This is a genomic window from Acuticoccus sp. I52.16.1 (assembly GCF_022865125.1).
In the GTDB taxonomy this organism is placed as follows: domain Bacteria; phylum Pseudomonadota; class Alphaproteobacteria; order Rhizobiales; family Amorphaceae; genus Acuticoccus.
The window spans coordinates 2,121,855-2,148,000 of record NZ_CP094828.1; the positions used below are offsets into that span (position 1 = coordinate 2,121,855).

Consider the following 26,146-nt stretch of genomic DNA (forward strand, 5'->3'; position numbering starts at 1 on the left):
GCTCCACGGTCAAGATCGTGGGATCATGACAAACCGGTCATGATGCGGGACTTGACCCCGGCGCGCGACACCTGAAATGGGTGAAGCGTGCCTCGACGGACCAAGGACAAGGACTTTCCCGAATGCGGTCGATCGCAGCCCTCATCCTCATCCTTTTCCCCTTATCCGCCAGTGCGCAGGTACCGCAGCTCTTGCAGCAGTACAGTGACTGGGAGGCCTACCGCTACGAGGCCAACGGTAAGGTGACCTGCTACCTGCTGTCGAAGCCGAAGACCCTGGCGCCGAGCAACCGCAACCACGGCGACGTCTTCTTCTTCCTGACGAGCCGTCCCGCGGACGACGTCACCAACGAGGCGAGCGTCCTCGTCGGCTACCCCTTCGCCCCCGACTCGACCGTCACGGTCGACATCGACGGGCAGGCGTTCTCGCTTTTCACCAAGGACGACGGCGCCTGGGTTGAATCTCCGGCCGACGAAGCCCAGCTGGTGGCGGCGATGCGCGCCGGCACCCGGATGACGGTCAAGGGCCAGTCCGCTCGCGGAACCGAGACCACCTACACCTTCTCGCTGTCCGGCGTGACCGCCGGCTCGAACCGCATTTCCACGGGTTGCAATAGCTGAATGGCCAATCTCGCTCTCCTCAAACGGCGCACCGCACCGCAGGCGATCACGCCCGACGTGCGCACGCTCGAGGTGGAGGGCGAGCCGCAGCTGATCGGCGCCTCGCGAGACGAGCTGGCGACGCATCTCGCCGCCATCGGCGTGCCGCCGCACCAGATCGCGATGCGCACGGCGCAGCTGTGGCACTGGCTCTACGTCCGCGGGGTCGAGGATCTCGCCGACATGACCAACGTGGCCGCGCCGGTGCGCCAGGCCCTGGCCGAGCGCCTGCCGGTCGGCAGCGCCGAGATGGTCGACGAGCAGATCTCCGTCGACGGTACCCGCAAGTGGCTGCTGCGCTTCCCGGCCAAGGGCGCGGGCCGCCCGGTCGAGGTGGAAACGGTCTACATCCCCGAGGAGAGCCGCGGCACCTTGTGCGTCTCCAGCCAAGTGGGCTGCACGCTGAACTGCACTTTCTGCCATACCGGCACGCAGCGCATGGTGCGCAACCTCACCGCCGGCGAGATCGTCGAGCAGGTGGTGTTCGCGCGGCGCCGCCTGGGCGACCTCGTGGGGGCCGAACGTGCCGCCAACGGGCCGTCAGAGGGGCGGATGGTGTCGAACGTCGTGCTCATGGGCATGGGCGAGCCGCTCTACAACTTCGACAACGTGAAGGCCGCCATGGCGGTGGTGTCGGACGGGGATGGGCTGTCGCTCTCGCGCCGGCGCATCACCTTGTCGACCTCCGGCGTGGTGCCGACGATCGAGCGCGTCGGCGCCGAGATGAACGTCCTGCTGGCGATCTCGCTGCACGCGGTGCGCGACGAGGTCCGCGACGTGCTGGTGCCGATCAACCGCAAGTACCCGATCGCCCAGCTGATGGACGCGTGCCGCAACTATCCGGGCCTCTCCAACGCCCGGCGCATCACCTTCGAGTACGTGATGCTGAAGGGCGTGAACGACAGTCTCGTCGACGCGCGGGCGCTGGTGGAGCTGATCCGCGGCATTCCGGCCAAGATCAACCTCATCCCGTTCAACTCCTGGCCCGGCGCACCCTACGAGTGCTCCGACTGGGACCAGATCGAGGCGTTCGCCGACATCGTCAACCGCGCGGGCTACGCCTCACCGGTGCGGACGCCGCGCGGGCAGGACATCTTCGCCGCGTGCGGGCAGCTGAAGTCCCAGTCGCAGAAGATGTCGGCGCGCGAGCGACGGGCCGAGGCGGTCTAGATGTTCGCGATCTGGGGCCTCACCGCACAGATCATCATGATATCGCTGGCGATCCCGACCGCATGCCTCGCGGCGTCGACGGTCGCGACACTCGTGCTCTTCGGCATCGACCCGGCGACGCTGTCCGGATCGACATGGCCGCAGATCATCCACCTGGGCGTCGTCGTCCTGTCGATGACGCTGGGGGCGATCGTCTCGTCCTTCTGGCCGGCGATCATCGCCGCGACCATGATGGAGGGGTTCAAGCTGCGCAGCGTGCTCGCCTCGATGCTGGCGGGCGCGGCGGTCGGCCTCATCCGCGCCGTCCCGCTGGGCGCGACGATGGCGGGCGAGGCCCCGCCGATGGACACAGCCGCCGCGCAACTCTCCATCGCCTGCGGTGCGCTCGGCGGTCTCGCCTACTGGGCCATCGCCGGGCGCACGGCCGGCCAGTGGCTGGAACTGCCCTGGTTCGAGGAGCGCCGCTGGCGCTGACGGCCGCATCACCGCCATCGGCACGATACCGCGCGCGGACGGTTGCGTATTCGCCCGCGAGCGTCTATATCGCGCGCTCTACCGAAAAGGTCGCCCGGCCACGCTCGGCAAAGATTGCCGAGCTGACGTTCGCTTTGAGCGTTTGGGGGCATGCCGCGGCGGCCGCTACACGGAGTTGAAAATGCCCAAGATGAAAACCAAGTCGGGCGCCAAAAAGCGCTTCAAGATCACCGGAACGGGCAAGGTTCTCGTCGCCCAGACCGGCAAGCGGCACGGGATGATCAAGCGGTCGACCAAGTTCATTCGTCAGGCTCGTGGCACGACCACGCTGTCGAAGGCCGACACCAAGGTCGTCAAGAAATCCTTCCTGCCGTACGCGAGGGGCTGAGTCGATGGCACACGTCAAACGCGGCGTCACCGCGCACGCCAAGCACAAGAAGGTCCTGAAGCAGGCCAAGGGCTACTACGGTCGTCGTAAGAACACGATCCGCGTCGCCAAGCAGGCGGTCGAGAAGGCGAACCAGTACGCCTATCGCGACCGCAAGCAGAAGAAGCGCAATTTCCGCGCGCTCTGGATCCAGCGCATCAACGCGGCGGTCCGTCCGCAGGGCCTCACCTACGCCCGCCTGATCGACGGGCTGAACAAGGCCGGCATCGACATCGACCGCAAGGTCCTCGCCGACCTCGCGATGAACGAGCCGGCGGCGTTCAACGCCATCGTCGAGCAGGCCCGCGCCGCGCTCCCGGCCGAGCAGCAGGGCACGCCCGCCGCGGCGTAAGGCCGATACCGCGCCTCCGGGCGCGAGACGCGACGGAAGCCGGTCCTTCGGGCCGGCTTTTTGCGTTTCGGGACCGGATCACCACGGCACCCGCTCGCCCCGCCAGTCGAAGAAGGACCCGGTGTCGGCGGGGGACAGACCGTCCAGCACCGACAATAGATCGGCGGCGGCCTGAGCGGGCGCGGCGGTCGGGTAGCGGTCGGCATAGGCGGCGGTGAAACCGGTGGCGACGGTGCCGGGGTGCAACGCGACCAGGATCGCCTCGGGGCGCGTGCGCCGCAGTTCGATCGCCGCCGTGCGCACGACCTGGTTCACCGCGGCCTTGGCGGTGCGGTAGCTGTACCAGCCGCCGAGCGCGTTGTCGCCGATGGAGCCGACGCGGGCCGACAGCACGCCGACCACCGCCCGCCCGTCACGCGGGACCAGCCGCAGCGCGTGCTTCAGCACCATCGCCGGCCCGATGGCGTTGACCTCGAACTGCCGGCGCATCGCGTCCGGCGTCAGCGCGCGGATGGTCTTTTCCGGCTCGGACCCGTCGATGACGAGCGCGCCGGTGGCGATCAGGATGTGCGCGAAGGGGCCGTGCAGCGTGCCGAGATGGCGCGCGACGCTCGCCTCGTCGGCGACGTCGAGGCCGTCGCCGGAGCGGGAGAGGCCGTGGACGGCGGCGCCCCGCGCGGCGAAGGCGGCCGCGAGGGCGGCGCCGATGCCGCCGCTGGCGCCGACGATCAGTGCGCGGTCGTTCCCGTCGCCCGGCAGGCGATCAGGCCGCGGCGGCGCGGCGGCCCTTCCACGTGGTGCGGAATAGGGTGTCCCAGATGGAGGTCGTCACGCCGTAGTTCACCGTTTCGTCGCGGTGGTGGTGGATCGCGTGGTGCCGCTTCAAATGCGCCGCATAGAACCACTTCATCGGCATGAAATGGCAGGCCGAATGGGTGAATTCGTAGAGCAGGTAGCCGATCTGGATGCCGGCCGTGAACGTCAGGCTCAGCGGCAGCGAGCCGAACACCGGCCAGAAGAAGACCACCCCGAAGAGCGACGGCCAGGTGAAGAACTTGAGCATGTGGATGCCGTCCTCGCGGAAACGCGACGGCTTGTTATGGTGGGCCCTGTGGCCCGGGAAGATCTTGCGGATCGCCTTGAGCACCGGCCGCTCCGGCTCCCAGTGCAGCACGAAGCGATGAAGCAGATATTCGAGGAACGTCCAATAGAAGACGCCGACGGCGAACAGCCCGACCATGATCAGCGGGTCGATGCCCAAGGCAAGCGCGGTGCCGAGGTAGAGGATGGTGAGGCCCATCACGCCGCAAAAGACGGCGGTCAGCCCCTCGGCGCGGATCATCGCGACGGGTGACATCTGGCCGACGATCGGCTTCGGCGCACTGTCCGATGCGGCTTGGGTCTGCGTGGCGTCGGTCATGGCGATCCCCAAATTGGATCCGAACAGTCGTCTTTTGCCTGCGATACGCCTCCGGCGCAACAGTCGTACGACGACGGTCAGGGTTGCCCTACGCGGAGCTTTGTGAAAATCGTGATGCAGTACGGCAACGTTTACAAGACAATGCTGCCGTCCGCCATCCTCGACAGTTCAACATTCGCCGTCGTTTGCTAGTCTGACTGCAACCCAAGGATCGCCTGACCGATGAATGCCGTCATCAGCCCTGACAATCTGAGTGAGATGCAGGCCTCGATCGAGGCCGAGATTGCCGCGGCGAGGGACGAGGCGTCATTGGACGAGGTCCGGGTCGCCGCGCTCGGCAAGAAGGGCAGCGTCTCGGAGCGGATGAAGACGCTGGGCGCGATGAGCCCGGACGAGCGCAAGGTGATGGGCCCGGCCCTCAACGGCCTGAAGCAGGCGATCACCGAGGCGATCGGCGCCCGCCGCGAGGCTTTGAAGACCGCCGCGCTGGAGCGCCAGCTGGTCGAGGAGCGGCTGGACGTCACGCTCGACCCGCGGCCGACCGGGCTGGCCCGCGGCCGCATCCACCCCATCAGCCAGGTGTGGGAGGAGCTTTCGGCGATCTTCGCCGACCTCGGCTTCCGCGTCGCCGAGGGGCCGGACATCGAGACCGACGATCTCAACTTCACCAAGCTGAATTTCCCCGAGGGTCACCCCGCGCGGGACATGCACGACACCTTCTTCCTGCCGCAGCGGCCGGACGGGACGCGGCGCCTGCTGCGCACGCATACGAGCCCGGTGCAGATCCGCACCATGCTGAAGCAGAAGCCGCCGATCCGGATCATCGCCCCCGGCCGCACCTACCGCTGCGATTCGGACCAGACGCACACGCCGATGTTCCACCAGGTCGAGGGCCTCGTGGTCGACAAGGAGAGCCACGTCGGTCACCTGAAATGGGTGCTGACGGAGTTCTGCCGCGCCTTCTTCGAGGTCGAGGACGCGGCGATGCGCTTCCGTCCGTCCTACTTCCCGTTCACCGAGCCGTCATACGAAGTCGATATTCGTTGCCGCCGGTCGGCCGACGGCATCGAGCTCGGCGTCGGCGACGACTGGCTGGAGATTTTGGGGTCCGGCATGGTCCACCCCAACGTTCTGGCCAATTGCGGGCTCGATCCGGACGTTTACCAGGGCTTTGCTTGGGGCATGGGCATCGATCGTATCGCCATGTTGAAGTATGGCATGCCCGACCTTCGCGACCTATTTGAGGGCGACGCGCGGTGGCTCACCCATTACGGGTTCCAGCCGCTCGACCGTCCATCTCTCGCCGGAGGCCTCTCTAGGTGAAACGACTTGCGGCCGCTGTCGCCATCGCATCGGCCGTAACGCTCGTCGGTTGCTCGACACCGCCGACGGATGTCCGGATTTCGACCTACAAGGTGTCCGGCAACTCGCTGTCCTCGCTGGAGCGCTCGCTGAGCGTCCACGGGCCGACGGTTCCGGGAACCCAGGGGCGCGCCTTCGCCGCGGTGGAGACGACGTTCCTGCACAACTTCGAGCCGGTTGAGGCGGGCGGGCGTTGCCGCTATAGCCGCAACGGCCGCGTCGGCATCCGCTCCGACGTCATCCTCCCGGAGTGGCGCCAGCGAGACCGGGCGTCGCCCGACCTCAGAGCCAAGTGGGATGTGATCTCGCAATACGCGGTGATCCACGAAGCCGGGCACATAAAGATCAGTCAGAAATATGCGCGCATTTTAGAGACTGCTTATAAAAATGCCTCCGCGCCTACTTGTGAGGCATTGGATGCACAAATGGCAGCCACTATAAGGCCAATCGCAGCCTCACACGTTGCGGAGCAGGAAGAGTTCGATAGAACGGACGCTCCCCGCTTCCAGCGCTACCTGCGTCGGTACGGGTACACTGCCGGCAGCTAAGTCCCTCGCTCAGAAAGCTCGCGAGACCCGCGATCCATGAAGTTTACATTGTCCTGGTTGAAGGACCATCTGGAGACGGATGCGTCCATCGACACCATCGTTGATCAACTGACGGCGATCGGCCTCGAGGTCGAGGGCGTGGAAGACCGCGCCGCCGCCCTCGCTCCGTTCCGCATCGCCCGTGTGGTCGACGCCAAGCAGCATCCCAACGCGGACCGCCTGCGCGTCCTCACCGTGGACCCGGGCGACGGGTCCGCCGTGCAGGTGGTGTGCGGCGCGCCGAACGCGCGCGCCGGGCTGGTGGGCGTCTTCGCCGCGCCGGGGACCCACATCCCCGGCACCGGCGTGGACCTGTCCATCGGCTCCATCCGCGGGGTCGAGAGCCGCGGCATGATGCTGTCCGAGCGCGAGATGGGCCTGTCGGAGGACCACGACGGCATCGTCGACCTGCCGCAGGACGCCCCCGTCGGCACGCCCTACGTGGAGTGGGCCGACGTCGGCGACCCGGTGATCGAGATCGGCGTGACGCCGAACCGCGCGGACTGTCTCGGCATCCGGGGGATCGCGCGCGATCTCGCCGCTGCCGGCCTCGGCACGCTGAAGTCGCTGGAGGTGGCCCCCTTCGCCGCCGACGGCAGCCCTGCGCCGACCGTGACAATCGCGGCCGACGACCTCTGCCCCGCGTTCGCCCTGCGGCTGATCGAGGGTGTCAGCAACGGTCCCTCGCCCGACTGGATGCAGCGGCGGCTGGTGTCGATCGGTCTGCGCCCGATCAACGCGCTGGTCGACGTCACCAACTACCTCACCTACGACGTCGGCCGCCCGCTGCACGTCTTCGACGCGGATAAGGTGGCCGGCGATCTCGTCGTGCGCCGCGCCCAGGACGGCGAGCGGTTCGAGGCGCTCGACACGCGGACCTACACCCTGTCGCCCGAGATGGTGGTGATCGCGGACGACAACGGCGTCGAATCGCTGGGCGGCATCATGGGCGGCGAGGCCTCCGGCTCCTCCGAGACGACGACGCGCGTGCTGGTGGAATCGGCCCTGTGGGATCCGATCAACATCGCCCGCACGGGCCGGACGCTGGGCATCCACTCCGATGCGCGGCACCGCTTCGAGCGCGGCGTCGACGCGGAGTTCACCCTCCCCGGCCTCGACTATGCGACGCGGCTGATCCTCGACCTGTGCGGCGGGACCGCCGGGCCGGTGCAGCTCGCCGGTGCGGTGCCCGACACGGCGCGGACGATCGCGTTTCCGGCGACCGAGGTCGCGCGCCTCTCCGGCCTCGACGTCGACGAGGAGAAGCAGGCCGAGGTACTCGAGCGTCTGGGCTTCGCGGTCACACGCGCCGAAGGGACATGGACGGTCAGGACGCCGAGCTGGCGGGCCGACGTCGAGGGCAAGGCGGACCTCGTCGAGGAGATCGTCCGCATCGTCGGCATCGACGATGTAGCGCCGATGCCGCTGGTGCGCGTCGACCCGGTGGCGCCGAAGGTGCTGACCACGCTGCAGCAGCGGATCGCGACCGTGCGTCGCGCGCTCGCCTCGCAGGGGATGACGGAGGCCGTCACATGGTCCTTCGTCAGCCACGAGGACGCGTTGGCGTTCGGCGGCGGGCAATCCTCGCTGCAACTCGCCAACCCGATCGCCGAGGCGCTGTCGGACATGCGGCCGAGCCTGCTGGCCGGGCTGGTGCGGGCGGTCACGCGCAACGTCAATCGCGGCCATCCGGACCTCGCCCTCTTCGAGGTGGGTCAGGTGTTCGCCGGCGACGAGCCCGCCGACCAGACGACGCAGGCCGCGGGCGTGCGCCAGGGCCGCAACACGCCGGCGACGCTCGGCCGCCACTGGGACGGCGACGAGACGGCCGACGTGTTCGACGCCAAGTCCGACATCATGGCCGCCCTGACCGCGATCGGCGGGCCGGCCGATCGGGCCGAGATCACCCGCGACGCGCCGCCGCACTATCATCCAGGACGCTCCGGGACCCTGCGCCTGGGCTCCAACATCCTGGGCCACTTTGGTGAGCTGCACCCGGCGGTGCTGGCGGCGATGGACGCCCCCGAGCGCCTGGTCGCCTTCGAGCTGACGATGGAGAAGGTGCCCGAACCGCGCCGCAAGGCGACGAAGAAGCCGAACTACTCGGCCTCGCAGCTGATGCCGGTCCGGCGCGACTTCGCGTTCGTGGTCCCGGAGGACATCGACGCGCGGGCGATCACCCGCGCCGCGCGCAGCGCCCGCAAGGACCTCGTGTCCGACGTCGCGGTGTTCGACGTCTACCGTGGGGTGGGCGTGCCGGACGGGCAGAAGTCGGTCGCGGTCGAGGCGGTGCTGCAACCGAAGGACCGCACGCTGACGGACGACGACATCGACAAGGTCTCGGCCGACATCATCGCCGCGGTGACGAAGGCGACGGGCGCGACCCTGCGCGCCTGAGCGACGGGGGGCCGGCCCCGCCGGCTCCCAGCCTGACCCGAACATTGGGGCACACGGTGTGCGCGGGCGCGCCTCGCTTGCGGCGGACGGCTGCGACCTTTACCTGTTCCGCGGCGGACACAGACAAAGGCGGACCATGGCCTCCCTTCTCACCCTCATCCTCAAAGTCATTCAGATCTATCAGTGGATCGTGATCGCGTCCGCGATCTTCTCGTGGCTGTACGCCTTCAACGTGGTCAACCCGCGCAACCAGATCGTCGAGACCATCGGTCGCACGCTCTACCGCCTGACCGAGCCCGCGCTGCGCCCCATCCGCCGCATCCTGCCGGACCTCGGAGGGATCGACCTGTCGCCGATCGTCCTCCTGCTGGGCCTCTATTTCCTGCAGCTCATCATCGTCAACAACTTCGGCACCCTCGCCTACTGAGCGACGCGGAGGGCGGGGGTCGACCCTCGCCCGGATGCCCGCCGGCGGGCATCCCGTGCCGTTCGCGCGCCGCCGAATGGCGCGGCGGCGTCCCCGCGTCCGCGGGCTATTCGGTGCTGCGGGCTTCGTCCGGAATCATGATGGGGATGCCGTCGCGGATCGGGTAGGCGAGCTTGGCCTTGTCGGAGATCAGCTCGTTCGCCGCCGCGTCGTAGCGCAGCGTCGACTTCGTGACCGGGCAGACCAGCAGCTCCAGGAGCTTCGGGTCGATCTTGTGTTCCTCAACCATCGTGTTCCTCAAAGCGAGGCGCACCGCGCCTCTTCAACGTGCGGACCGGACGCGCGTTCGGTTCGGGCGTCCGTCAGTTCAGTACGGGTTCGTCGCCGGATTGGCGGGCCACTTCCATCTCTGTGATGGCGACCAGCGTCGCGGCGCGGGCGGCGAGATCGGGCGCCTCCAGCAACGCCTGCTTCTCGGCCGGGCCGTAGGGGCTCATCATCGCCAGCGTGTTGACCAGCGCCTCGTTGGAGGCCGAACGCACGGACTTCCAGTCGGCCTCGAGGTCGTTGGCGTCGAGATAGGACTGGAAGGCGCGAATCAACGCGTCGCGATCGACGTCCGCCTCGCAGGCGTCGGTCAGGAGATCGGACTTGAAGCGCTCGGCGGAAATGCGGCACTTGCGGTATGGGAGCGGGGTCGGCAGCTCCTCCAGGACCGTGAACCGGCACACGCCGCCGAGCTGGATCAGATACCGCCCGTCCCCGGACTCCTGGTAGGAGACGATGCGGCCGAGCGCCCCGACCTGACACAGCGCCGGCTCCTCGACGCTCTCGTCATCGGCGTCGGCGCCGAAGCGCGGCTGCACCATGCCGATGACGCGGTCGCCCGCCATCACGTCGTCGATCATCTTGACGTAGCGCGGCTCGAAGATGTTGAGCGGCAAGTGGGCGCGTGGGAGGAGCAGGGCGCCGGATAACGGAAACACCGGCACGATGGACGGAATCTCGTCGACGGTCTCGTAGAGCGCATTACCGATGCGCATGATCGTCCTCCTCGCGTTCGCGTGGTGTCAGGCGAACAGGATCGACGCCATCTTGCGGCGTCCGGCCGCGGTCGCGGGGTCCTTGGGGCCCCAGGCATCGAAGAAGTTCATCAGCTCCTGGCGTGCGGCTCCCTCGTTCCACTCGCGGTCCCGCCGCAGAATCTCGATCAGCTCGGCGACGGCGCCCAGCTTGTCGCCTTCTCCGGCGAGGGCGACGGCGTACTCGAAGCGCGCCTGATGATCGTTCGGGTCGGCGTCCACCTTGGCCTTGAGGTCGGCGGCACCGCCGAGCGCGGCGGCCTGATCGGCGAGGCCGATGGCCTTGCCCAGCGCCTCGACGGCGGGGTCGGCGCGCATGGCGTCGGGAATCTGGCTGAAGATGTCCTTGGCCTGCTCGATGTTGCCGGACGAAAGGCTGACCATGCCGAGCCCGGCGATCGCCTCGGTATTCTCCGGGTCGATCTGGAGGACCTGGCTGTAGAGCATCAGCGCCTGCTCGTACTCGCCGGCCTGGTGGGCGGTGGCGGCCTGCTCCATCATCTCGGCGACGCCGTCGTCGGCCGGGCCGGCGATGCGTTCGAGGAACTGCTTGATCTGTCCCTCGGTCTGCGCGCCGACGAAGCCGTCCATCGGCTGGCCCTGGCGGAAGGCGATGACCGCCGGGATCGAGCGGATGCCGAGCTGGCCGGCGATCTCGGGATGCTCGTCGATGTTCATCTTGACGAGCTTGACCGCGCCCTTGGTGGCGGCGACGGCCTTCTCCAGGATCGGCGCGAGCTGCTTGCACGGCCCGCACCACGGCGCCCAGAAGTCGACCAGCACCGGCACGTCGCGCGAGGCCTCCACCACGTCGGCCATGAAGGTCTGCGTCGTGGTCTCGACCACGTCGCCGGGCGCCGCCGCGGACGGCGTGCTCGGAGTGGAGGAAAGCTGCTGTCCGCCGGGACCCAACAGGGTGCTCATACGTTGTCCCATTCGCCTTGTCGTTCGTGGAAACATGGGCTCGCGACCGCCCAAGACAATCGGTCCGAGGCGAAACTCTTACGCGTCCGCGTCCGGCGCGGGAAGCGTCATGACGTCCGGCTCGTGTCCGGCGCGGCGCAGGATCTCGAACAGCTCCGCACGCGCGAGCGTCACCGTGGCCGTATTACGCAAGGGGTGGACGTTGATGAGGTCCGCCTCGCCCAGCGCCTGGTGGAAGATGCAGCGCACGGTGCCGGCGTCGTCGTTGATGAGCGCCAGCGGCGTGACCGAGCCGGGCGTGACCCCCAGCATCGCCACCATCGCCTCCGCCGAGCCGAACGAGACGCGGCCCTTGGCGCCGATTACGGTGTGGATGCGCTTGAGGTCGATCGCCGCATCCTCCGGCGCCGTCACCAGGAAGTAGGCCCCCTTCTTGTCCTTCAGGAAGAGGTTCTTGGTGTGCAGGCCCGGGATGGTGCCGCGCAGCTCCACCGCCGAATCGACGGTGAAGGCCGCCTCGTGCTCCACCGTCGGCGGGTCGATGCCGAGCGCGGCGAAGGCTTCGGCCAGACGGTCGAAGCCTCGCGGTGCCGCGTCGGGGCTCGCCCCTTCGCTCAACCGGCCTTGGCGACCGCGCGGGCCGCCAGCACCGAGACGAGATGCGCGCGGTACTCGGCCGAGCCGTGAATGTCGGCGAGCATCGTCTCGGGGTCGATGGCGATGCCGGCGACCGCGTCGGCCGACCAGTGGGCGGCGAGCGCCTCTTCCATGGCGGTGACGCGGAAGACACCCTCGTTGCCCGAGCCGGTGACCGCGACGCGCGGACCGTCCGCCGTCATCGCCACGAACACCGCGCACAGGGCGTAGCGCGAGGCCGGGTTGCGGAACTTCTCGTAGGCGGCCTTCCGCGGCACCGGGAAGGAGATCTTTACGATGATCTCGTCCTCGTCGAGCGCGGTCTCGAAGATGCCCTGGAAGAACTCGTCCGCGGTGTAGGACCCCTTGGAGGTCGTCACCGTGGCGCCGAGGCCGAGCAGCGCGGCCGGGTAGTCCGCCGCCGGGTCGTTGTTGGCGACCGAGCCGCCCATCGTCCCCATGTTGCGCACCGCCGGGTCGCCGATGGTGGCGGCGAGGCCCGCCAGCGACGGCAGCACGCGCTGGATGTCGGCCGATTGGGCGATCTCGGAGTGGGTCGACGCCGCGCCGACGACGACCGTGTCGCCCTCGACGGTGATGCCCTTCAGCTCCGGGATCTTGGTGAGGTCGATCACGTCGGACGGAGCGGCGAGGCGCTGCTTCATCGTGGCGATCAGCGTCTGCCCGCCGCCGAGGAACTTGCCGTCCTCGGCCGCGGCGAGCTTGGCGACGGCGTCGTGCAGCGAGGTCGCCTTGGTGTATTTCGTGGCGTACATCGCTTACTCCGCCGCCATCGGGGTGGCCTTCATCTCCGAAGCCGCCGCGTCGATCGCCTTGACGATGTTGTGGTAGCCGGTGCAGCGGCAGATGTTGCCTTCCAGCTCCTTGCGGATCGTCTCTTCGTCCAGCCCCTCGGGGTGACGCTTCACGATGTCGACCGCCATCATGATCATGCCCGGCGTGCAGAACCCGCACTGCAGGCCGTGGTGGGTGCGGAAGGCGGACTGCATCGGATGCAGCGTCTCGCCGTCCGCCAGGCCCTCGATGGTGGTGATCGCCGCCCCGTCGACCTGCGCCGCGAACACGGTGCAGGACTTCACCGCCTTGCCGTCGATATGGACGGTGCAGGCGCCGCACTGGGACGTGTCGCAGCCTACATGGGTGCCCGTGAGGCCGAGGTGCTCGCGAATGAACTCGACCAGTAGCGTCCGGTCCTCCACATCGCGCGAGACCGCACGGCCATTCACCGTCAGTTTGACTTCGCTCATCGCTCCCCTCGCTCTCGGGCGCCCGGCGCCCTTTAGCGTTATTCCAACTTAGCCCAGTGCTACCAGAATCAAGAGCACAGCCGCAAACGCTAGAACGCCCCAAAACCACGCACCGCCCCAGATGCGCTTGGCCGACGCGACCTCCAGTTGCGTTTCGATGCTATCTTCCGGATGCAGCGCGCTGATTCCGGCCTGGCCGGCGTCCTCGAACTCGTTCCTGGCGAGTTCGGCGCGGCTGCCGCGCTGCGGTTCGATCCGCCCCGCGGTGCCGGCGATCACGGCCGGGTCCACCGGCGCGTCGACCACCGTATCGGCGTGGGACATGGTGCGCGGCGGCGGGGCGCTCAGCTTGGCGCAGAACTCCTCGAAGAAATCGGCGGCGTACTTCTTGGCCGTGGTGTCGACCAGGCGCGAGCCGAGCTGGGCGAGCTTGCCGCCGACCTTGGCGTCGACCTGATAGGTGAGGATCGTCGCGTTCTCGCCGTCCTCGGCGAGCTGCACGTCGGCCTTGCCCTTGGCGAAGCCCGCGACGCCGCCCTTGCCCTCGCCCTGCAGCGTGTAGCTGGCCGGTGCGTTCTCGTTGACGATCTCGACGTCGGCGTCGAACGTCGCCTTGACGGGGCCGACCTTGGCCTGAACGCGGGCGACCATCTCATGGTCGCTCTTCTTCTCGAGAGTCTGACAGCCTTTGATGCAGTCCTTCAGGATTTCGGGGTCGTGCAGCGCCTCCCACACCACCTTGCGCGGGGCCGGGATGCGGTGTTCGCCGGTCATTTCCATAGAAAGGTCTCCGTTGAGGGCGGCGCTGGAACGCCGCTCGGGCCGCTGGGACGGCGTTGAACACGCGCGGCCGTTGGTCCAGACATTGCCCGGTTCACGCCGGCCCCTCAACACTTCCGGCGATATGGTGCCTACATGACGCTCTCCGTCCTCATCGCCGACCCCTGGGACGGCTACGCCCTGCTCGACTCCGGCGGTGGCCGCAAGCTGGAGCAGTACGGCGACGTGCGCCTCGTCCGGCCCGAGCCGCAGGCGATGTGGCAACCCGCCGACCCCGCCCTGTGGCAGAGCGCCGACACCCGCTTCGAGGGCACCGACGACGAGGACGGCCCCGGCCGCTGGAGCGATCCGGTCGGCGACTTCACCGTTCCGATCGGCCCGGCGCGCATGGTCTGCCGCCTCGGCAACAACCACCATCCGGGCCTTTTCCCCGAGCAGAAGCCGCATTGGGACAACGCCATCGCCGCGCTGAAGGGCTTGGAGGGGGCCGAGGTGCTCAACCTCTTCGGCTATACCGGCGCGGCCTCGCTGCTGCTGGCGGCCGCCGGCGCCAAGGTGACGCACATCGACGCGTCGAAGAAGGCGATCGCCTGGGCGCGCGAGAACCAGGAGGCCTCCGGGCTGCAGGATGCGCAGGTGCGCTGGATCTGCGAGGATGCGTCGAAGTTCGTGGCGCGCGAGGTGCGGCGCGGGCGGACCTACCAGGGTATCCTGCTGGATCCGCCCAAGTTCGGCCGCGGACCCAAGAACGAAGTCTGGAACCTGTTCGATGATCTGCCGCCGCTCATGGCCGACGTTGCCGCCATCACCGCGCCGGACGCGCGCTTCGTGATCCTCACCGCCTACGCGATCCGCGCCTCGGCGCTGGCGATCGGCCGGCTGATGGAGGAGACGATGGCCGGCCGTGGCGGCCACGTCGAGACCGGCGAGCTGGCGCTGCGGGAGCGCTCCGGCCGCCTGCTGCCCACCTCGATGTTCGCCATCTGGCGGCCGGGCGACGCGCCGGAGACCCGCTCGTGAGCGCGCGGACGGGGAGCGTCAAGCACGTCACGTCGACCGCCAACCCGCTCATCAAGGCCGTGCGGGCGCTGCACCAGCGCAAGGCGCGGGCGGAGAGCGGGCTCTTCCTCGCCGAGGGGCACAAGCTCGTCCTCGACGCGCTCGCCGCCGGGTGGACGCCGACGATGATCGTCGCCATGGAGCCGGCGACCGACGCCGTCTCCGACCTCGGCGCGCGGGTGCGGGCGCTGGGGGCGGACGTGGTCTTCGCCAACGCCGCCGTGATGGAGAAGGTCGCGCGACGGGAGAACCCGCAGACCGTGATCGGCGTCTTCGAGCAGCACCTCGCCGATCCGAAGACGATGCCCGCCGGCACCATCGTCGCCCTCGAGGAGCCGCGGGATCCGGGCAACGTCGGCACGATCATCCGCACCGCGGACGCGATCGGCGCGGCGGGCGTGATCCTCATCGGCTCCAGCGCCGACCCGTTCGGCGTGGAGGCCGTGCGCGCCACGATGGGCTCGATCTTCCACATGCCGCTCGCCCGGATGGACGCTGACGCCTTCGCCCGCTTCGCCGCCGCGCGGCCGGGGCCGATGATCGGCACCCACCTCGCCGGCAGCGTCGACATCCGCACCATCGACGCCGGACCGTCGCACATTCTGCTGATGGGGACCGAGCAGTCCGGCCTCACCGCCGCGCTGGCGCAGCGGTGCGACAGCCTGGTGCGCATCCCGATGGCGGGCAAGGCCGACAGCTTCAATCTCGCCATCGCCACCGCGATCGGGCTGTACGAGCTTCGCCGCCCCCACCTGTGACCCGGCAGCGCCCGGTATGGTGAACGCAAGGTCATGGAATTCCGACAAATCCGCGGCATTCGCCGCAGAGTCGGGCCGCCGTCAGCCGGTGAAGCAGTAGACATCCCCGGCGTTGGCCGCGTCGGGCAGGTCGGCGATCGTGCCGGCCACCGTGGCCGCGTCCACCGGCTGCGCGAAATGGAACGCGTGCGTGGCGCCGAGCGAGAGGTTGAAGCGGCGATAGCCCAACGCCTCGGCCCGCTCTAGCGCGGCGAGGCCGACGCCGCGCTGCACCGTGGTGAATTCGAAGGAGAGCGTCGCGACCCGGTGCGAGAGACCCGCCAGCACCTGATCCTCCAGCCCCTCGACGTCGATCTTGATCGTATCGGGGACGCCGTAGCGGGCGATCAGCGCGTCGAGCGTGGTGAGGGGCACGGTGGCGCTCTCGTCCCATCGCTCCCCGGCCCACGCCTCGGCCTCCACCGCGGCGGAGACGAGGGCGCCGGACCCGGTCGACACGGTCGGATTGCGCGGGTTGATGAGGAGGCGAAGCGTCCCCTCCTGCGCGCCGACGGCGGCGGCCACGACCGTCACGCGGCGGTTGGCGGCGAAGGCGAGGCGGAGGAATGTGGCGAGCCGAGGCTGCGGCTCCACGGCGACGACGCGGGCGCCGAGCCCGGCGAACACGCGCGCATGGTCGCCCACGTGGGCGCCGATATCGAACGCGAGGCCGCCGGGTGGGACGAACGGGCGCTTCAGCGCCGCGAGGGAGGCGAGGTGCGCGCGATCGAGATGGTAGATGCGCACGCTGCGGGCGACGCCGCGCCAGCCCCGCGCGAAGGCGGCCAGCCCCCGCGCCGCCGCCACGGCTAGAGCTTGGCCTCGACCGCGTCCCAGTACATCGCCGCGACGTCGGGACCGCCGAGCTTCTCCACCGCGCGGATGCCGGTGGGCGAGGTCACGTTGATCTCGGTCAGCATCCCGTCGATCACGTCGAGGCCGGCGAACAGGATCCCCGTCTCGCGCAGGCGCGGGCCGACGCGGGCGATGATCTCGCGCTCCTTGTCCGACAGCTCGGTCGCCGCCGCCGCGCCGCCGCGCACCATGTTGGAGCGGATCTCGCCCTTCTGCGGCACGCGGTTCACCGCCCCGGCGAACTCGCCGTCGATGAGGATGACGCGCTTGTCGCCCTCGCTCACCCGCGGCAGGAAGCGCTGGATGACGTATGGCTCGCGGTAGGTCGCCTCGAACATGTCGAGCAGGGAGCCGCGGTTGGGGTCGCTCGGCCCCAGCTTGAACACCGCCCCGCCGCCGTGGCCGTAGAGCGGCTTGACGACGATGTCGCCAAACTCGGCATGGAATGCGGCGATCTCGTCGCGCGAGCGGGTGATCAGCGTGTCGGGCATGAGGTCGGTGAACTCGAGCACGAAGACCTTTTCGGGCGCGTTGCGCACGCCGGCCGGGTCGTTCACCACCAGCGCCTTGGTCATCTCCAGGAGGTGGGTGGAGGTGATGTAGGCGAGGTCGAACGGCGGATCCTGGCGCAGGAGCACCACGTCCATCTCGTCGATCGGCGTCGTGACCGGCGTGCCGAGGGTGTAGTGGTCGCCCTTCTCGTCGCGCACGGTGAGCGGCTCCAGCGCGGCACGCACGGCACCGCCGCGGAAGGTGAGGCGGTCGGGCGTGGTGTGGAACAGCTCGAACCCGCGGCGGGCCGCCTCCAACAGGAGTGCGAAGGTGGAATCGCCGGCTATGTTGATGCCTGCGATGGGGTCCATCTGGACCGCGACCTTGACCATGGGCGTCTCCTTGTCGGACGCTTCACATGCGGCTCAATCGGCCGAAACGCAATCCTTCATCATTTCATGGCCGTTACGACTTGAGTGCCAGGGCACGTTTGTAGAGGTCCCGCCGGTTGAGCCCGGTCGCCTTGGCGACGTCGGCCGCCGCCGCGCTGACGGGCAGCTTCTCGATCGCGGCCGCCAGCAGCGCGTCGACCTCGGCCTCGTCCAGCGGCCCGGTCGCGGCGGGCGGCGTCACCAGGATGACGATCTCGCCCTTGGCCGGCTCGGCGGCGTAGCGGGCGGCGAGGTCCGGCAGCGGGGCGCGCTCCACCGTCTCGAAACGCTTCGTCAGCTCGCGGGCGACGGCGGCCTCGCGCGGGCCGAGCACCGCGGCGAGATCGGCCAGCGCCTCGGCGAGGCGGTGCGGCGCCTCGAAGAAGACGAGCGTCGCCGGCACCGTCATCAGCTCGCGGATCCGCTCGATGCGGCCGGTCTGCCGGGCCGGCAGAAATCCGGCGAAGAGGAGCGAATCGGTCGGCAGGCCCGCCACGGACGCCGCGGCCATCGGCGCGGCCGGGCCGGGGACGGCATGGACGGCGGCGCCCGCCTCGCGCGCCTCGCGCACCAGGCGGTAGCCGGGGTCGGAGATGAGGGGCGTGCCGGCGTCGCTCACCAGCGCGACCGACCGGCCCTCGGCGAGATCGGCGAGGAGGCGCGGGCGTTGCGCGGCGGCGCCATGCTCGTCGTAGCGCACCAGGTGGGCCTCGATGCCGAAGTGTTGCAGCAGGCGGCCGGTGTGACGCGTGTCCTCGGCGGCGACCATGTCGACCCCGGCGAGCGTCTTGAGCGCGCGCACGGTGATGTCGCCCAGATTGCCGATGGGGGTCGCAACGATGTGGAGACCGGGGGAGGCGGCGTCGACGGAGAAGGAAACGCCGTCGACCACGAAGGTTCTGCGTGCCACGGTAATCCCTGCTTGAAAGGTCGACGATCAATGGTAGAGGTTAGCGCCGTGCGCAAGACGACGATAAAACCTGCCGCGCGAGCCGGCCTCCTCGCGGCCCTGCTCTTCCTCGGCGGCTGCTTCGGCTTCGGCGGGGGCGACGAGCCGACGCCCGACGCCTTCGTCACACGCCAGGACATGCCCACGCAACCGACCGTCAAGACCATCGGCGACGGGTCCGTGACCGTGGCGATGCTCCTGCCGCTCAGCGCCGGCGGCAGCGCCTCCGGCCTCGCCCAGTCGTTCGAGAACGCGGCCGACCTCGCCCTGAGAGACGTCCCGACCGACAACATCCGCATCGAAGTGCGCGACACCGGCGGCGAGACCGACAACGCGCGCATCGCCGCCGACCAGTCGGTGGTGAACGGGGCGCAGCTCATCCTCGGCCCCGTGTTCGCCGAAGCGGTGCGCGGCGCGGCCGAGCCCGCGCGCAACGCCGGCATCCCGGTCATCGCCTTCTCGACCGACGCGGGCGTCGCGGGGCGCGGCGTCTATCTCCTGTCCTTCCTGCCGAAGCAGGACGCCTCGCGCATCGTGTCGTATGCGGCCAGCCAGGGCATGCGCACGTTCGCGGGCCTGGTGCCGAACAACAACTACGGCCTCGTCATGGAGGCCGCCTTCCGCGAGGCGGTGTCGGCCGCTGGCGGCCGCGTCACCACGGTCGAGCGCTACGACCAAGGCAACATCGAAGCCGCGGCACAGGCGCTGACCGGGCGCGGCGCGGTGCAGGCGGTGTTCATCCCCAACGGCGGGGACGACCCGTCGATCGCCGCCAAGGCATTCACGGCCGCCGGCCTCGACCCCAAGCTCCTGGGCAGCGGGCAATGGGCCAACCGCGCGGTGCTCGCGGCGACCTCGCTGGCCGGCGCGTGGTATCCGGGGCCGGCGCCGGGCGGGTTCGAGAGCTTCTCGCAGAAGTATTCCGCCGCCTTCGGGTCCACCCCGCCGCGGACGGCCTCTCTCGTCTACGACGCGACGCTGCTGGCCAACGGGCTCGTCGGCGCCCGCGGCGCGAGCGCGTTCCGCCCCGCCTCGCTCCAGGCGAGCGACGGGTTCCTGGGTGTCGACGGCATCTTCCGGCTGACGCGCGACGGACTGTCGGAGCGGGGCCTCGCGGTCTACGAGGTGGCGCCGGGGGGCGAGTCGAAGGTGATCTCGCCCGCGCCGACCAAGTTCGGCCGCTCCTGACATGACCCGCGCCCGCGCGGTGCTTCGGACGATCCGCCGATGCGCGAGCCGCGGCTGATGGCACGCATCCTCCTGGTGATCTCCGGCGGGATCGCCGCCTACAAGATGCTGGAGGTGATCCGCCGGCTGCGCGAGCGCGGACACGAGACACCGGTGGTGATGACCGACGCGGCGACGCGCTTCGTCACCCCGCTGTCGGTCGGCGCGCTCTCCAACGCTCCCGTGCTGACCGACCTCTTCGACCTCGACCGCGAGCGCGAGATCGGCCACATCCGCCTCGCCCGCTCGGCCGACCTCGTGCTGGTCGCCCCGGCGAGCGCGGACCTCCTCTCGCGCATGGCCGCCGGACAGGCGGACGACCTCGCCACCGCGACGCTGCTCGCCACCGGTGCCCCCGTCCTCGCCGCGCCGGCCATGAACCCGCACATGTGGGCGCACCCGGCGACCGCGCGCAACGTCGCCCGCCTCGCCGCCGACGGGGTGCGCTTCATCGGGCCCGAAGCGGGCGAGATGGCCGAGCGCGGGGAGGCCGGCGTCGGCCGCCTCGCCGAGCCCGCCGCGATCCTCGCCGCAATCGACGCCGCGCTCGCGCCCGCCGCGCCGGGACCGCTGGCGGGGCGCCACGCCGTCGTCACGTCGGGGCCGACGCACGAGCCGATCGACCCGGTGCGCTACATCGCCAACCGCTCCTCCGGCCGCCAGGGGCACGCCATCGCCGCCGCGCTCGCCGCCGCCGGCGCGCGGGTGACCCTCGTCTCCGGCCCCGTGACGATCCCGGCGCCGGCGGGGGTGGACCTCGTCGCGGTGGAATCGGCGCGCGACATGCTGGCGGCAGTCGAGGCCGCGCTGCCGGCCGATATCGCGGTGATGGCCGCCGCCGTCGCCGACTTCCGCGTCGACGCGGCGCCGCACAAGATGAAGAAGACCGACGGCCCGCCGGTCCTGACGCTGACCGAGAACCCGGACATTCTCGCCACCGTCAGCGCCTCGTCCGCGCGGCCGCGGCTCGTGGTGGGCTTCGCGGCGGAGACACAAAACGTCGTCGCCTACGCGCGCGACAAGCTCGCCCGCAAAGGCTGTGACTGGATCGTCGCCAACGACGTCTCGGCCGACGTCTTCGGCGGGACCGAGAACACCGTCCATCTCGTCAGCGAGGACCGGGTGGAGGATTGGCCGCGGCTCTCCAAGGAGGAGGTCGGCACGCGCCTCGTCGCCCGGATCGCCGAGACGATCGGCGCGAGAGGCGACTGACCCGCTGCCACCGCGCCGCAACGGTGCTAGAGGTGCGCCATGATCGACGTTTCCTACACGCTGCTCCCCCACGGCGAGGGTCTGACGCTCGGCTATGCCAGCGCCGCCGCCGCCGGGATCGACCTGCCCGCCGCCGTCCCCGAGGGCGAACCCGTCACGCTTCCCCCCTGGGGCCGCGCGATGGTGCCGACGGGGATCGCCCTCGCCCTGCCGCCCGGCACCGAGGGTCAGGTGCGCCCCCGTTCCGGCCTCGCCGCGCGCCACGGCGTCACCGTGCTCAACGCGCCGGGCACGGTGGACGCGGACTATCGCGGCGAGGTGAAGGTGATTCTCGTCAACCTGTCGGACGAGCCGTTCGTCATCCAACGTGGCGAGCGGATCGCCCAGCTCGTGATCGCGCCGGTCGCCACCGTGACGCTGACGCCGGTCGCCTCGCTAGACGTGACCGCGCGCGGGGCCGGCGGATTCGGGTCCACCGGGCGATGAGCTTCTCCCCGGCCGAGATCGAGCGCTACGCGCGGCACCTGGTGCTGCCGGACGTCGGCGGGCCGGGGCAACAGAAGCTGAAGGAGGCGCGGGTCGCGGTGATCGGCGCGGGCGGGCTGGGCTCGCCGGTGATCGCCTACCTCGCCGCCGCCGGGGTCGGCACGCTGCGGGTGATCGACGACGACACCGTCGCCCTCTCCAACCTGCAGCGGCAGATCCTGCACGGCACGCCCGACGTCGGCCGCGCCAAGGTCGACAGCGCCGCCGAGGCCGTCGCCCGCCTCAATCCCGAAACCGCCTTCGAGGCGCACGCCCACCGGTTCACCCCCGGCAGCGCCGCGCTGCTGGAGGGGTGCGACGTCATCGTCGACGGGTCGGACAACGCGGCCACGCGCTACGCCGTCTCCGACGCCGCCTGCCGCGCGGGGGTCCCGCTGGTGACGGCCGCGGTCAACGGCTACGACGGGTCGATCACCACGCTGACGCCGCACGAAAGCCGGCCCGACGGCACGCCCTGGCCGACCTACCGCTGCCTCTTCCCCGACCCGCCGCCCGACGCGCTGATCGACACCTGCTCGGCGACCGGCATCCTGGGGGTGGTGACGGGGATCGTCGGCACCATCCAGGCGGCGGAAGTGCTGAAGCTGATCCTGGGCGTGGGCGAGCCGTTGCGCGGCCGGCTCCTGCTGTTCGACGCACGCGACATGCGCTTCGACGCGATCGGCTACGACTGGGATCCGGCCAACCCGCTGACCGGGCGGCCGGAGTAGCGCGCTACTCGAGGACGGACCATTCGTCGGTCGGGTCGAAGGTCTCGATCGCGCCGGCGCGCTCCAGCGTGTCCTCGCCAAGGTCCGCCTCGTAGACGACGCCGTTCTCGCCCACCATGATCGACATGATCCCGCTCTCGCCATAGGCGGAGGGAAAGGCGAGGATCGCGTGGCCGGCGACCATGTTGCCGTTGATCATATAGTCGAACGCGCCGCCGGGGGCCGCGTCGCCCTGCCCCTCCAGGATACGGTAATAATAGCCGAAATAGGGGTCGGGCTCGACCTCTTCGCCGCCGATGCTGTACCCTTGCGAGGACGCGCGGGCGATGAAGTCGCCGATCGGGCTTTCGGGCGCGCCGTCCTCCTGCGGCCAGTAGAGGCCGTTGCGCTCGCCCGGATCGCTCAGGATGGCGCCGGCGAATTCCATCACGCCGTCGCCGTCATAGTCGATCTGGCGGAAGGCGGCCTGGACGCGGACATAGGCGCGCAAGAGCTCGATCACGTCGAGCTCGTTCTCGCCGATGCGGCGGGCGGTCAGCTCCTCCCGGCCGGCCTCGGCATCGAACGACCAGGTGCCGTCCGGCGCGTGGACGATCGGGATCGGCACCGGCCACTGATCCTCGCCGATGTTGAGGATGGCGGTGTCCCCCTCCACCACGATCCGGTTCATCGCTTTGTAGCTGGCGAGGAAGTCGCCCCAGTCCTGGCGGTCGCGGGCGGGGTCGTCGGAGAAGATGACGTCCTCGCTCTCGGAACCGAAGGCGGCGAGGAGATCGTCGCGGCTCTGCGCTTCGAGCGCGGCGACGACGGCTTCGACCGCCGCCTCGGGACTGTCGTAGGTGGCCGGCGTGGCGTGTGCGCCGCCCAGTGGCAGGACGCTGACCGCGAGGATGGCGAGTGCCCGGTTCATGTGTTGCCCCATGGTTGATCGTCCTTACCGCCGGCGCCGTCCGCCGCCACCACGCTTGCCGCGTGCTCCCGCGGCGCGGGCGCGGCCGCCGTGCGAACTCTTGTGCATGGCGGTGCGCTTTGGCGCGGCGTGCCGCTGCGGCGCGCGGGCCGCCTTGGGCCGCGAGACGTTCTTGCTGGCCGCCGGGCGACGCGGCGCGGCGGCGCGCTTGGCGCTGCTGGCCTTGCCGCGGGAGGCGGCCTGGCGCGTCTTGCCCGCCGAGGGGTTGCGCGGCTTGGAGAGCGCCTTGCCGGACGAGCCGCCCTTGCGCGGTGCAGTCGCGCGAGCGCCCCCCTGCCCGGCCGGCCGCTTGGCGACGTTGCCGCTCCCCGAACCCGCCTTCAGGCGCTGCTCGACCGAGCTCTGGTTGGGACGCCCGCCGGGCCGTCCGGCGTTCGGCCGGTTGCCCGCGGGCCGGTTGCCGGCGGGGCGGTTCCCCGCGGGCCGATTGGCGGCCGGACGGTTGGTGCCCGGCCGACCGGCCTGGCCGTTGTGGCGGTTCTCGATGCTCTGGCGCGCCTGGTGGCGCTTGCGATCGTCCGGCTTCCAGGCGCCCGGATTGTCGCCACCGGGGCGGTGCCCCGGCCGGCCGACGTCGGGACGGCCGGGCCGATCCGGGCGCCCGCCGGGACCATCGGGCCAGCCAGCCCCCGGACGCCCCGGCCGATCGGGACCACCCGGCCGGTCGGGCCGGTAGTAGGGCGGATAACCCGGCCGGCCCGGACGCGGACCCCAGCCCGGACGCGGCGGCGGACGATAGCCCGGACGCGGATAGACGTAGTGGTTGTCCCAGTGCACCCGCGGCGGGCCGTACCAATAATCACGATAATTGTCGTTGTAGATCGAGCTGATCGCGAGGCCGGTGCCGAAGGCGATCGCACCGGTCGCAAGCACCGCGCCGGTGTTCCAGCCGCTGTCGGTCGTCTCGACATAGACCGGCTGGGCGGGGGCGGGGGTGGTGTAGGTCGTCACCGGGTCGTAGGCCGGGACGTAGACCTTGTCGGGCTGGGCGGGCTCGATGACGATGGTGTTGTTCACCGTGTCGACGACTTGCGCCTCGTTGCTCTCCAGGTTGCCGACCGACTGGGCCCGCGCGCGCTGACGCTGGACGGCGTCGAGCACGCCGTCGCTCTGAGCCAGCATCGCGTCGCCCAGCGCCTCGGTCCAGTCGAGGTCCTGGTTCAGCATCTCGATCACGGTGGGGAAGCCGGCGGCGAGCATGGCGACGCTCTCGTCCCAGCCCTCGGCATTGGCCGCGGCCTCGCGCTGGTCGGCGGGGAGGTCCTTGTTCGCTTCCACCCAGCGGCCGGCCTTGACGACCTCCAGCGGGTAGGTGGCGGCGACGAGGAGCTGCGCGACCAGGTTGTCGGGATAGAGGGCGATGCGGGCGACGAGGGTGTCGAGCTCGTCGTCGCCCAGGAGCGCGCCGTCGGCGCCGGCGACGTCGCCCGTCGGCTCGACGAGGTCGGTCCCGGTCGGTTCGGCGACGGGAAGCGCGGTCTCGGTCAGGTAGTTGCCGCTGACGAAGCCCTGCGCGTCGCCCGCGGTCACGGAACACCATGTCCCGCCGTCGTTGCAGTCGACGATGTCGACCGTGGTGCCGCTGGGAAGGACGCCGAGCGAATCGTAGTTGGTGCCCGGACCGGTGCGGAAGTTGACGCTCGACGTGGTGACGCCGGGGACGGCGTGCGCCGTCGCAGCAAGGAAGCACGCGGCCAACGCCGTCATGGACCGAAGAGATCGCACGCCACCGCCTCCTTCGAGGTTCTCTATCGCCGGTACACAAACTCTACGTGAGCAACTTTATGTTTAATTGCTCACCGCCACAAGCTCCGTAATTGCGGTAAGGTCGGGCGGCTTCATGTCGAACCCGTGGCGTTTCAGTCGGATTCCTTCAGCAGTCCGGCGACGCGCTTCAGAACCATCGCGGCGAAGTAGATCGGGAACTGGCCCATCGCGACGTAGAGCCAAACGGTCTCCGGCAGCGCGGCGCCGGCGACGGCGAGGATGAGGCCCATGTTGCGCTGCGACGAGGTGATGGCGAGCGCCAGCGCGGTGCGCGAGCCGGCGGGTCGCAGCACCAGGAAGGACACCGTCAGCAGGCCGACATTGGCGCCGATGGCGATCACGCCGAGGACGGCCATGCCCCAAGGATCCTGCAGCGCCGTCGGCACCACGTCACCCATCACGGCGGCCGCGAAGATGAACATCACGATGACGTTGATGCCGTCGAGCGCCTCGCGGTAGCGGATGATGCGCCCGGCCCCGAGCGCCGCGCGGATCGCCAGCCCCACCGCCGCCGAGCCGGCCAGCATGCCGCCCAGCAGCAGCGCCAGGCGCAGCGGCGGCAGATCCACCGGGACGTCCGCCAGCGCGACGATCGCCGGGGCGAGGATAGGCATGGACAGCCCGGCGAGGACGACGGCCACGAGCGCGACGGTCCCGTCGAGGCCGATCATGGTGGCGATCGACGGGGTCGCCATCATCGGCATGGTGACGACCTGCATCATCAGCGCCAGGAAGAGCTGGGGGGCGGCCGTGTCGACCCCGAAGAGCCGCAGCAGCGCCAAGGCGCCGAGCGGCACCGCGATCATGCACCAGACGAGGCTGAGGATCGCCACGCGCGGCTGGCGCACGGTGGCGCGCAGGCGCTCCGGATCGATGCGCAGGAAGGCGAGGACGAGGAGCGCGAAGACGCCCTCGCCGACATAAGGCCGCAGCAGGTCGCCCAGCATCGGGACGGCCATCGCGACGATGAAGAGCACGACCAGAGCCCGCGGTCCCTGCCGCCCCAGCCACGAAAGCGCCGCGATCACGCAGACGCCTTGCGGCGGAGGTCGAGGCGGGGCGGGCCGTCGGGCGGGGATCTCACGGGCGGGTCGCTTCGGTGGAGGGTGGCGGGACGCGGGGCTGGACCGCGACGCGCCGGTCCGCTGCGGACCATAGGCCGATCG

30 protein-coding genes are annotated in these 26,146 nt (G+C 70.0%); 15 read left to right on the top strand and 15 right to left on the bottom strand.

The window, feature by feature from the left end:
• Nucleotides 1-122: 122 nt before the first annotated feature.
• The 5 genes from MRB58_RS09520 (at nt 123) to rplT (ending at nt 3,082) form a co-directional block, all read left to right on the top strand.
• Nucleotides 123-620, top strand: coding sequence for an invasion associated locus B family protein (locus MRB58_RS09520; protein WP_244781477.1), 498 nt, complete (start codon nt 123-125; stop codon nt 618-620).
• On the top strand, nt 621-1,829 hold the full coding sequence (gene rlmN / locus MRB58_RS09525) for a 23S rRNA (adenine(2503)-C(2))-methyltransferase RlmN (protein WP_244781478.1): 1,209 nt from the start codon (nt 621-623) through the stop codon (nt 1,827-1,829).
• Complete coding sequence (locus MRB58_RS09530) at nt 1,830-2,303, top strand: hypothetical protein (RefSeq protein ID WP_244781479.1); 474 nt, start codon at nt 1,830-1,832, stop codon at nt 2,301-2,303. It abuts the gene before it with no gap.
• 181 nt (nt 2,304-2,484) lie between these two features.
• Nucleotides 2,485-2,691, top strand: coding sequence for a 50S ribosomal protein L35 (rpmI, locus tag MRB58_RS09535; protein ID WP_244781480.1), 207 nt, complete (start codon nt 2,485-2,487; stop codon nt 2,689-2,691).
• A gap of 4 nt (nt 2,692-2,695) precedes the next feature.
• Complete coding sequence (gene rplT / locus MRB58_RS09540; RefSeq protein WP_244781481.1) at nt 2,696-3,082, top strand: 50S ribosomal protein L20; 387 nt, start codon at nt 2,696-2,698, stop codon at nt 3,080-3,082.
• A gap of 78 nt (nt 3,083-3,160) precedes the next feature.
• Here rplT and MRB58_RS09545 read toward each other — a convergent pair whose 3' ends face one another.
• The gene (locus MRB58_RS09545) at nt 3,161-3,841 is read right to left on the bottom strand and encodes an SDR family NAD(P)-dependent oxidoreductase (RefSeq protein WP_244781944.1); all 681 of its coding nucleotides are present in this window, start codon (nt 3,839-3,841) and stop codon (nt 3,161-3,163) included.
• Between the two features lie 4 nt (nt 3,842-3,845).
• Nucleotides 3,846-4,502 (bottom strand): sterol desaturase family protein, encoded by a 657-nt coding sequence (locus tag MRB58_RS09550; RefSeq protein WP_244781482.1) that lies wholly within the window; start codon nt 4,500-4,502, stop codon nt 3,846-3,848.
• Nucleotides 4,503-4,760: 258 nt separating this feature from the next.
• Here MRB58_RS09550 and pheS point away from each other — a divergent pair, with 258 nt between their 5' ends.
• The 4 genes from pheS to MRB58_RS09570 all read left to right on the top strand — a co-directional run bounded on the left by pheS (nt 4,761) and on the right by MRB58_RS09570 (nt 9,275).
• The gene (gene pheS / locus MRB58_RS09555) at nt 4,761-5,825 is read left to right on the top strand and encodes a phenylalanine--tRNA ligase subunit alpha (RefSeq protein ID WP_371747287.1); all 1,065 of its coding nucleotides are present in this window, start codon (nt 4,761-4,763) and stop codon (nt 5,823-5,825) included.
• Nucleotides 5,822-6,412, top strand: a complete 591-nt coding sequence (locus MRB58_RS09560) for a DUF922 domain-containing protein (protein ID WP_244781484.1) — start codon at nt 5,822-5,824, stop codon at nt 6,410-6,412. The genes pheS and MRB58_RS09560 overlap by 4 nt, the downstream gene beginning before the upstream one ends.
• Nucleotides 6,413-6,448: 36 nt before the next feature.
• Nucleotides 6,449-8,848, top strand: coding sequence for a phenylalanine--tRNA ligase subunit beta (pheT, locus tag MRB58_RS09565; RefSeq protein ID WP_244781485.1), 2,400 nt, complete (start codon nt 6,449-6,451; stop codon nt 8,846-8,848).
• A gap of 136 nt (nt 8,849-8,984) precedes the next feature.
• Nucleotides 8,985-9,275, top strand: coding sequence for a YggT family protein (locus tag MRB58_RS09570; RefSeq protein WP_244781486.1), 291 nt, complete (start codon nt 8,985-8,987; stop codon nt 9,273-9,275).
• Nucleotides 9,276-9,381: 106 nt separating this feature from the next.
• Here the strand turns inward: MRB58_RS09570 and MRB58_RS09575 are convergent, their stop codons facing one another.
• From MRB58_RS09575 to MRB58_RS09605, 7 genes are all read right to left on the bottom strand, one after another.
• A complete protein-coding gene (locus tag MRB58_RS09575) occupies nt 9,382-9,564 on the bottom strand; it encodes a Trm112 family protein (protein ID WP_244781487.1) in 183 nt (60 codons plus the stop codon).
• 73 nt (nt 9,565-9,637) lie between these two features.
• The gene (locus tag MRB58_RS09580; protein WP_244781488.1) at nt 9,638-10,318 is read right to left on the bottom strand and encodes an LON peptidase substrate-binding domain-containing protein; all 681 of its coding nucleotides are present in this window, start codon (nt 10,316-10,318) and stop codon (nt 9,638-9,640) included.
• A gap of 27 nt (nt 10,319-10,345) precedes the next feature.
• On the bottom strand, nt 10,346-11,281 hold the full coding sequence (trxA, locus tag MRB58_RS09585) for a thioredoxin (RefSeq protein ID WP_244781489.1): 936 nt from the start codon (nt 11,279-11,281) through the stop codon (nt 10,346-10,348).
• Between the two features lie 78 nt (nt 11,282-11,359).
• Entirely contained in the window at nt 11,360-11,899 is a 540-nt protein-coding gene (locus tag MRB58_RS09590; RefSeq protein ID WP_244781490.1) for a prolyl-tRNA synthetase associated domain-containing protein, read from the bottom strand.
• Nucleotides 11,896-12,693, bottom strand: a complete 798-nt coding sequence (locus tag MRB58_RS09595; protein ID WP_244781491.1) for a xanthine dehydrogenase family protein subunit M — start codon at nt 12,691-12,693, stop codon at nt 11,896-11,898. The genes MRB58_RS09590 and MRB58_RS09595 overlap by 4 nt, the downstream gene beginning before the upstream one ends.
• Nucleotides 12,694-12,696: 3 nt before the next feature.
• Nucleotides 12,697-13,185 carry a (2Fe-2S)-binding protein gene (locus tag MRB58_RS09600; protein WP_244781492.1) on the bottom strand — a complete coding sequence of 163 codons (489 nt, stop codon included), beginning with the start codon at nt 13,183-13,185 and terminating at the stop codon, nt 12,697-12,699.
• Between the two features lie 48 nt (nt 13,186-13,233).
• On the bottom strand, nt 13,234-13,965 hold the full coding sequence (locus MRB58_RS09605) for a CoxG family protein (protein WP_244781493.1): 732 nt from the start codon (nt 13,963-13,965) through the stop codon (nt 13,234-13,236).
• A gap of 135 nt (nt 13,966-14,100) precedes the next feature.
• Between MRB58_RS09605 and MRB58_RS09610 the strand changes: the two genes are divergently transcribed.
• Nucleotides 14,101-14,985 (top strand): class I SAM-dependent methyltransferase, encoded by an 885-nt coding sequence (locus tag MRB58_RS09610; protein WP_244781494.1) that lies wholly within the window; start codon nt 14,101-14,103, stop codon nt 14,983-14,985.
• On the top strand, nt 14,982-15,782 hold the full coding sequence (locus MRB58_RS09615; RefSeq protein ID WP_244781495.1) for an RNA methyltransferase: 801 nt from the start codon (nt 14,982-14,984) through the stop codon (nt 15,780-15,782). Before MRB58_RS09610 ends, MRB58_RS09615 begins: the two co-directional genes overlap by 4 nt.
• Before the next feature lie 81 nt (nt 15,783-15,863).
• Here MRB58_RS09615 and MRB58_RS09620 read toward each other — a convergent pair whose 3' ends face one another.
• The 3 genes from MRB58_RS09620 to rsmI form a co-directional block, all read right to left on the bottom strand.
• A complete protein-coding gene (locus MRB58_RS09620) occupies nt 15,864-16,628 on the bottom strand; it encodes an FkbM family methyltransferase (protein ID WP_244781496.1) in 765 nt (254 codons plus the stop codon).
• Nucleotides 16,629-16,630: 2 nt separating this feature from the next.
• A complete protein-coding gene (gene gshB / locus MRB58_RS09625) occupies nt 16,631-17,560 on the bottom strand; it encodes a glutathione synthase (RefSeq protein WP_244781497.1) in 930 nt (309 codons plus the stop codon).
• A gap of 73 nt (nt 17,561-17,633) precedes the next feature.
• On the bottom strand, nt 17,634-18,509 hold the full coding sequence (gene rsmI, locus MRB58_RS09630; protein WP_244781498.1) for a 16S rRNA (cytidine(1402)-2'-O)-methyltransferase: 876 nt from the start codon (nt 18,507-18,509) through the stop codon (nt 17,634-17,636).
• A 30-nt stretch (nt 18,510-18,539) separates the two neighbouring features.
• Here rsmI and MRB58_RS09635 point away from each other — a divergent pair, with 30 nt between their 5' ends.
• Genes MRB58_RS09635 through MRB58_RS09650 form a run of 4 tightly spaced genes read left to right on the top strand, consistent with a single transcriptional unit; the run spans nt 18,540 to nt 22,243 of the window.
• Nucleotides 18,540-19,736, top strand: a complete 1,197-nt coding sequence (locus MRB58_RS09635) for a penicillin-binding protein activator (protein ID WP_244781499.1) — start codon at nt 18,540-18,542, stop codon at nt 19,734-19,736.
• A gap of 57 nt (nt 19,737-19,793) precedes the next feature.
• Nucleotides 19,794-20,987: a bifunctional phosphopantothenoylcysteine decarboxylase/phosphopantothenate--cysteine ligase CoaBC gene (coaBC, locus tag MRB58_RS09640; protein ID WP_244781500.1), complete on the top strand. Its 1,194-nt coding sequence runs from the start codon at nt 19,794-19,796 to the stop codon at nt 20,985-20,987.
• Between the two features lie 39 nt (nt 20,988-21,026).
• Nucleotides 21,027-21,473 carry a dUTP diphosphatase gene (gene dut / locus MRB58_RS09645; protein WP_244781501.1) on the top strand — a complete coding sequence of 149 codons (447 nt, stop codon included), beginning with the start codon at nt 21,027-21,029 and terminating at the stop codon, nt 21,471-21,473.
• The gene (locus MRB58_RS09650; protein ID WP_244781502.1) at nt 21,470-22,243 is read left to right on the top strand and encodes a HesA/MoeB/ThiF family protein; all 774 of its coding nucleotides are present in this window, start codon (nt 21,470-21,472) and stop codon (nt 22,241-22,243) included. Before dut ends, MRB58_RS09650 begins: the two co-directional genes overlap by 4 nt.
• A gap of 4 nt (nt 22,244-22,247) precedes the next feature.
• Here the strand turns inward: MRB58_RS09650 and MRB58_RS09655 are convergent, their stop codons facing one another.
• The 3 genes from MRB58_RS09655 to MRB58_RS09665 form a co-directional block, all read right to left on the bottom strand.
• Entirely contained in the window at nt 22,248-23,153 is a 906-nt protein-coding gene (locus tag MRB58_RS09655; protein ID WP_244781503.1) for a DUF2950 family protein, read from the bottom strand.
• A gap of 24 nt (nt 23,154-23,177) precedes the next feature.
• Nucleotides 23,178-24,938, bottom strand: coding sequence for a DUF3300 domain-containing protein (locus MRB58_RS09660; RefSeq protein ID WP_244781504.1), 1,761 nt, complete (start codon nt 24,936-24,938; stop codon nt 23,178-23,180).
• A gap of 134 nt (nt 24,939-25,072) precedes the next feature.
• Nucleotides 25,073-26,008, bottom strand: a complete 936-nt coding sequence (locus MRB58_RS09665) for a Na+-dependent transporter (RefSeq protein WP_244781505.1) — start codon at nt 26,006-26,008, stop codon at nt 25,073-25,075.
• Between the last annotated feature and the right edge of the window lie 138 nt (nt 26,009-26,146).